This is a genomic window from Sphingobium sp. (assembly GCF_048594625.1).
In the GTDB taxonomy this organism is placed as follows: domain Bacteria; phylum Pseudomonadota; class Alphaproteobacteria; order Sphingomonadales; family Sphingomonadaceae; genus Sphingobium.
In genome coordinates this window covers 1-6,127 of sequence record NZ_JBMDWL010000105.1, presented here as the reverse complement: position 1 = coordinate 6,127, position 6,127 = coordinate 1, and the positions used below count along the sequence as shown (strand labels likewise).

Here is a 6,127-nt window from a genome sequence, read left to right as displayed (position 1 = left end):
CTGATCGGGCGCGATCCACGGCCCCCCGCTGGACGACCAGCCCGGCGCATTGTGCATCCCCACCTGCAACCCCAGATCGCCCGCCTTGCCCATCATATGGGTCATCAGCCCCAGCCATTGGGGGCTGAGATAATCGACCGGTCCCTTGGGCACATCGTCGCTGCCGTCGAACACCAGCACGCCGCCAAGCCCCGCCTTGGCAATGGCGTCCAGATCGGCGTCGATCCCCTGCTGCGTCACATTGCCGTTCATCCAGAAATAGAGCGTCTGGGGCCGCGTATCGGCGGGGGGATTGCGGAAGGTTGCAGCGTCCGGCGTGCCCATTCCCTGCTGCGTGGCCTGCTGCGCCGATAACGGCGCACCGGCCATCGCCGCCATTGCCACGCCGCAGGCCAGCCTCCTTATGAATGCGCGTTTCATTCCAATCCTCTCCCCGTCATTCTTCCATGGCACGATCGCGCGCGCTCTTTGTTCGGGCAACAACCAGCCCGATGCGCGGCGAAAGCGGTTGACTTGGTTTACTCATACTAATAGCCATGGGCAAGCAAATGTCATAAAATAATACTAATTGAGGTTTCGACGGATGGAGTGGGGCATGAAAGCACGCAATCACAGGCAATCGGGCTGGTGGAAGGCCGCCGCCCTGATCGCCCCCGCGCTTCTGATGTCCGCGCCACTCTCCGCCGCCCCCGCACCGGGCGCAACGGCGCCCAACGGGCAGGAACAGTTCAGACAACTCTATCTCGGTTCCGCTTGGTATCCCGAACAATGGCCGGAGGAACGCTGGGCCGAAGATCTGCGCCTGATGAAGGCACATGGCGCCAACGTCGTGCGCATCGGCGAATTTGCATGGGCCGCGATGGAACCGACCGAGGGCGCCTATGACATGGGCTGGCTGGTCCGCGCCGTGCGGCTGGCGGCGAAATATGACATAAAGGTCGTGATCGGCACCCCCACCGACACGCCGCCCGCATGGATGACGCAGAAATATCCCGAAGTGCTGCGCATCGATGGCGTTGGCAAGCGGCTCGGCCATGGCGGCCGCCGCCAATTCTCCATCTCCGACCCCCATTATCGCCAGTTGAGCCGCGACATCGTCACCCGCATGGCGCAGGCGCTGGGCCGCGAACCCAATGTCGTCGGCTGGCAGATCGGCAATGAATATACCGACGAAAGCTATGATCCCGCTGCCAAGGCGGGCTGGGTCGACTGGCTGAAATCGCGTTACGGCACGCTGGCCAAACTCAATGACGCATGGACGACCCAATATTGGTCGCAAACCTACAGCGACTGGGGGCAGGTGCCGTTCAACACGGAAAAGGGCAATCCCGGCCTGATGCTGGAGCAGAAACGCTACATCACCAGCCAGTGGGTCGCGTTCCAGAAGAACCAGCTGGACGCCATCCGCGCCCATGCGCTGCCCGCGCAGTTCATCACCACCAATCTTGGCGGTCTTGGCTGGGCGAACAGGTTCGACCGTTACGACATCAACCGCGATCTCGATTTCGCGTCATGGGACAATTATGTCGGCACCGGCCATCTGCTCCCCTATCGCAACGGTGCCAGCCATGATCTGGTGCGCGGTTGGAAGCGGAAGAATTTCTGGGTGATGGAAATTCAGCCCGGCTATGTGAACTGGGCGCCGGTCAGCAACATGCTCTATCCCGGCGAGACCCGTGCCATGGCGTGGCAGGCGATCGGCCATGGCGCGGATGGCATCCTCTACTGGCAATGGCGCAATGCGCTCAATGGTCAGGAAACGATGCACGGCTCCATCCTCGGCCCGGACGGCAAGCCGCTCCCCGTCTATGAGGAAGTGACGAAGATCGGCCGTGAAATGGCAAAGGCCACGCCGGTCATCGCGGGCACCGCGCCCGTCTCCCCCGTCGCCATCCTTCAGGATTATCCCAGCCGCTGGACCATCGATTTCCAGCCGCACCACAAGGATTATGACCAGATCGGCGTGCTGCTCGACTATTATGCCCCGCTCAAGGATGCGCTGGGCAGCGTCGACATCGTGGAGGCCGCCGGGCCGCTCGACACCTACAAGCTGGTCGTCGCTCCGAACCTTGCCATCCTCACCCCGCAAATGACGGAAAAGCTGACCGCCTTCGTCAAAAATGGCGGCCACCTGATCCTCGGCCCGCGTTCGGGCATGCGTGACGAATATGATCGTCTCCAGCCCCGCCGCCAGCCCGGCCCGCTTGCCGATCTCCTCGGCGGACAGGTCGAACAATATTATGCGCTGGACGAAGCTGTTGAGGTCGGCACCGGCAAGGCGACGATGTGGGCCGAAGACCTGACCGCCAAATCGCCCGATACGCAGGTGCTTTTGCGCTATGGCAAGGCGAATGGCTGGCTCGACGGCCATGCCGCTGCCCTGACGCGCAAAGTGGGCAAGGGCCGGATCACCTATGTCGGCGCGCTGCTCGACAAGGGGTTGATGAAGACGCTGATCGACGATGCGCTGAAGGACGCGAACGTCGCCCGTGACTTCGCCGTCCCCGCCGACGTCGAACTGATGACGCGGCAGGGCGATGGCCGCTCCATCGTCATCCTGATCAACCATGGCAAGGAAGCGCGCAGCGTCACCCTGCCCGAAACCATGACCGACATATTGGAGGGCGGCCGCAAACAGGCCCTCACTCTGGCGGCGCAAGGCGTCGCCGTCCTGCAACGGGGAGCATCCAAGTGAAAAAGCCTCTGATCGCGGCGCTCTGCGCCCTCACCGCCATGACCGCCCCGGCGCTCGCCCAACAGAAATCCGCCGCCAAATCCCCATGGCCGATGGATTACAGGGCCGCCCCGGTCGAAGCGCAGCTGGCCAAGGTGAAGCAGGGCGTCAATGAAGGCCCCTTCCGCCCGGACTGGGATTCCCTGCGCGGCTTCCGCACGCCCGCATGGTTTCAGGATGCGAAATTCGGCATCTTCATCCATTGGGGCGTCTATTCGGTCCCGGCCTATGCCAATGAATGGTACAGCCGGAACATGTACGTGCCGGGCAACGCCGCCTATGAGCATCACCTGAAAACCTACGGCCCGCAAAGCAAGTTCGGCTACAAGGATTTCATTCCCCAGTTCAAGGCGGAGAAGTTCGATCCCGCCACATGGATGAAACTGTTTCAGGATGCGGGCGCGCGCTATGTGGTGCCGGTCGCCGAACATTGCGACGGCTTCGCCATGTATCAGTCCGCCTTCACCAAATGGGACTCCGCCGACATGGGGCCAAAGCGCGACGTGACCGGCGAAATCGCGCAGGCCGCGCGCGCCAGCGGCCTGCATTTCGGCCTGTCGTCGCACCGCGCCGAACATTGGTGGTGGTATCATAAGGGGCGCACTTATGATTCCGACGTCAACGACCCCAAATATGCCGGCCTCTACGGCCCCGCCGCGCCCACGGGCCTGCCCGCCGACAAGCCCGACAACTGGCCCGACAGCGACCTGCTCCACAACTGGAGTCCGCCCAACAAGGAGTTTCTGAACGACTGGATGGCGCGCACGTCGGAACTGATCGACAAATATCAGCCCGAACTCATCTATTTCGACTGGTGGACATCCTCGCCTCTGTTCGAACCGCTGATGCGCGACACCGCGGCCTATTATTATAACCGCTCGGCGGAATGGAAAGCGCCCGGCATCATCGCCTATAAGGGGTCGCAATTCGCCGAAGGCAGCGCCATGTTCGACCTCGAACGCGGCAAGACCGATGCGCTCAAACTCACGCCATGGCAGTCGGACACCTCGGTCAGCATCAAAAGCTGGGGCTATGCCCAGAATGACAGCTACCGCACGCCCAAATCGCTGATCGCCGACATGATCGACATCGTGTCGAAAAACGGCAATCTTCTGTTGAATGTGGGGCCAAAGGCGGACGGCACCATCCCCGAAGAAATCGCCACCGTCCTGCGCGGCATGGGCGCATGGCTGAAGGTGAATGGAGAGGCGATTTACGGCACGCGCCCCTTCCTCTATTTCGGCGAAGGCCCGACCAAGTCCGGCCATGTCCGTCAGGTCGGCCAGTTCACTGAAAAGAATGTCAGCAGCTTCACGAAGGAAGACATTCGCTTTACGACGAAGGACGGCAATCTCTACGCGCTGGGCCTTGAACGCCCGGCCGACGGCGCGGTCCTTATCAAGACGCTGTTTGCGGGAACGCCCTATCTCGATCGCCCGATCGACCGCATCGAACTGCTCGGCACCGGCGCGGTCAAATGGGAGCAGACCGAGAAAGGCCTCTCTGTCACCTTGCCGCAAAGCGGCGCGGATGCGATGCCCTACGCGTTGCGCATCAGCTTCAAATCATAAGATCCGGAGAGACATGACATGAAAACGCTGGCCCTTCTCCATACCAGCCCGACGCTCAGCCCGCTGTTCAACGAACTGACCGCGCGGATCATACCGGGCGTGCGCATCCTCCATTTCGTGGACGAAAGCCTGATCAAGAACACCATCGCGGCGGGCAAGCTGGAAAAATCCACCATGCGCCGCCTGATCGATCTGGTCGGCTCGACTTTCGACGCGGGGGCGGACGTCACGCTCGTCACCTGCTCCTCCATCGGCCCGGCGGTGGACATGGCCGCTCAGCTGCATGACAGGCCCGTCCTGCGCGTTGATCGCCCCATGGCGGAAAAGGCCGTCGCGGCCGGAACGAAGGTCGGCGTCCTCGCAACCCTCTCCACCACGCTCGCCCCCACCGCCGCGCTCGTACGCCGCGTGGCGGAAGAAAGCGGCAAGGACATCGAAATCGTCGAACATGTCTGTGAAGGCGCATTCGAAGCCGTCATGGCGGGCGACGGCGCAACCCATGACCGCATCGTCGGCGAAGCGCTGACGGGGAAGATGGCGGGCATGGACGCCATCCTCTTTGCGCAGGCATCCATGGCCCGCGCCCTTGCCGCCTTGCCCGAAGGGGCAGTGCCGGTCCCCGTCTTCACCAGCCCGGAACTGGGCGTGGAGCGCGCCCGCGACGTGCTGGCCAGTCTGATCTGACGATAAAGGGGAGAGGGGGGATGAAAAAACGTCATGCCGTCGTCGGGCTTCTGGGCGTCCTGTCCGTCATCACCTTCCTCGACCGGATGGCCATCGCGGTCACCGGCCCGTCGGTGCAGAAGGAACTGGCGATTACCCCGGAACAATGGGGCTGGGTGCTGGGCGCCTATGTGATCGCCTATGCCGTGTTCGAAGTGCCTTCGGGCGCGCTGGGCGACAAGCATGGCTATCGCAAGGAACTGACGCGCATCACGCTCTGGTGGTCCTTCTTCACCGCAGCCACCGCCTTCGCCCGCAATTTCTGGCAGCTGACCGGCGCGCGTTTCCTCTTCGGCCTCGGCGCGGCGGGGGCCTATCCCAACATGTCCGGCGTCCTCTACCGCTGGCTCCCGGCGCGCGAACGGGCGCGGGGGCAAGGGGTTATCTGGGCCGCCAGCCGTCTGGGCGGCGCGCTCGCACCACTCCTGCTGGTGCCGTTACAGGCGCAGTTCGGCTGGCGCGCCGTCTTCATCGTCTTGGGCATGATAGGCCTTGGCTGGGCGCTGGCATGGCGCGCCTTCTACCATGATCGCCCCGCCGATCAGCCCGGCATCACCGCCGCCGAAGTTGCCGAAATCGGCAGCGACGACAGCGCAGGCCATAGCGGCACGCCATGGCGCAAACTCCTGTCCCTGCCGCAACTCTGGCTGATCGCGCTCGCTTATTGCTTCTATGCCTTTGGCAGCTGGTTCTTCTTCAACTGGTTTCCGACATGGATGGTCAATGGCGCCAGGTTCACCGTTGCCGAAATGGGCCTTTACGGCTCCATCCCCTTCCTCCTCGGCATCGTCGCCAATCTGGCGGGCGGCGTGCTGTGTGATCGCCTCGCCGACCGCATCGGCATCCGCAAGGCGTATAGCCGCATCGCCAGCATCTGCCTCACCATCACGGCGGCGCTGCTAGTCCTCATGAGCCTCGTCACCAGCAAGATATTGATCGTCATCCTCGCCGCTTCTGCCTTCGGCGTCATGGACCTGATGCTGCCGTCCGCATGGGCGATGTGCATGTCGATCGGCGGCCGTTACGGCGGCACCGCCAGCGGCGTCATGAACACGGCGGGGAACCTCGGCGGTTTCGTCTGCACCGTGGTGATCGGCTA

General features: G+C 63.0%; 5 protein-coding genes. 4 read left to right on the top strand and 1 reads right to left on the bottom strand.

From position 1 onward, the window contains the following. A partial coding sequence (locus ACOJSJ_RS13460; RefSeq protein ID WP_420145484.1) for a glycosyl hydrolase occupies positions 1–420 on the bottom strand: 420 nt, incomplete at its 3' end. Positions 421–595: 175 nt separating this feature from the next. Here ACOJSJ_RS13460 and ACOJSJ_RS13455 point away from each other — a divergent pair. The 4 genes from ACOJSJ_RS13455 to ACOJSJ_RS13440 form a co-directional block, all read left to right on the top strand. Further along, positions 596–2,695 carry a beta-galactosidase gene (locus tag ACOJSJ_RS13455; protein WP_420145483.1) on the top strand — a complete coding sequence of 700 codons (2,100 nt, stop codon included), beginning with the start codon at positions 596–598 and terminating at the stop codon, positions 2,693–2,695. Beyond that, positions 2,692–4,305: an alpha-L-fucosidase gene (locus ACOJSJ_RS13450; RefSeq protein ID WP_420145482.1), complete on the top strand. Its 1,614-nt coding sequence runs from the start codon at positions 2,692–2,694 to the stop codon at positions 4,303–4,305. The genes ACOJSJ_RS13455 and ACOJSJ_RS13450 overlap by 4 nt, the downstream gene beginning before the upstream one ends. Positions 4,306–4,323: 18 nt before the next feature. After that, positions 4,324–4,989 (top strand): aspartate/glutamate racemase family protein, encoded by a 666-nt coding sequence (locus ACOJSJ_RS13445; protein ID WP_420145481.1) that lies wholly within the window; start codon positions 4,324–4,326, stop codon positions 4,987–4,989. A 20-nt stretch (positions 4,990–5,009) separates the two neighbouring features. Next, positions 5,010–6,127 (top strand): MFS transporter (locus ACOJSJ_RS13440; RefSeq protein WP_420145480.1); only part of this gene is annotated, 1,118 nt, incomplete at its 3' end.

Bases quoted from the DNA above. Each gene is read 5' to 3' on its own strand.
- ACOJSJ_RS13455 (WP_420145483.1), top strand. From the start codon at position 596: ATGAAAGCACGCAATCACAGGCAATCGGGCTGGTGGAAGGCCGCCGCC.
- ACOJSJ_RS13445 (WP_420145481.1), top strand. From the start codon at position 4,324: ATGAAAACGCTGGCCCTTCTCCATACCAGCCCGACGCTCAGCCCGCTG.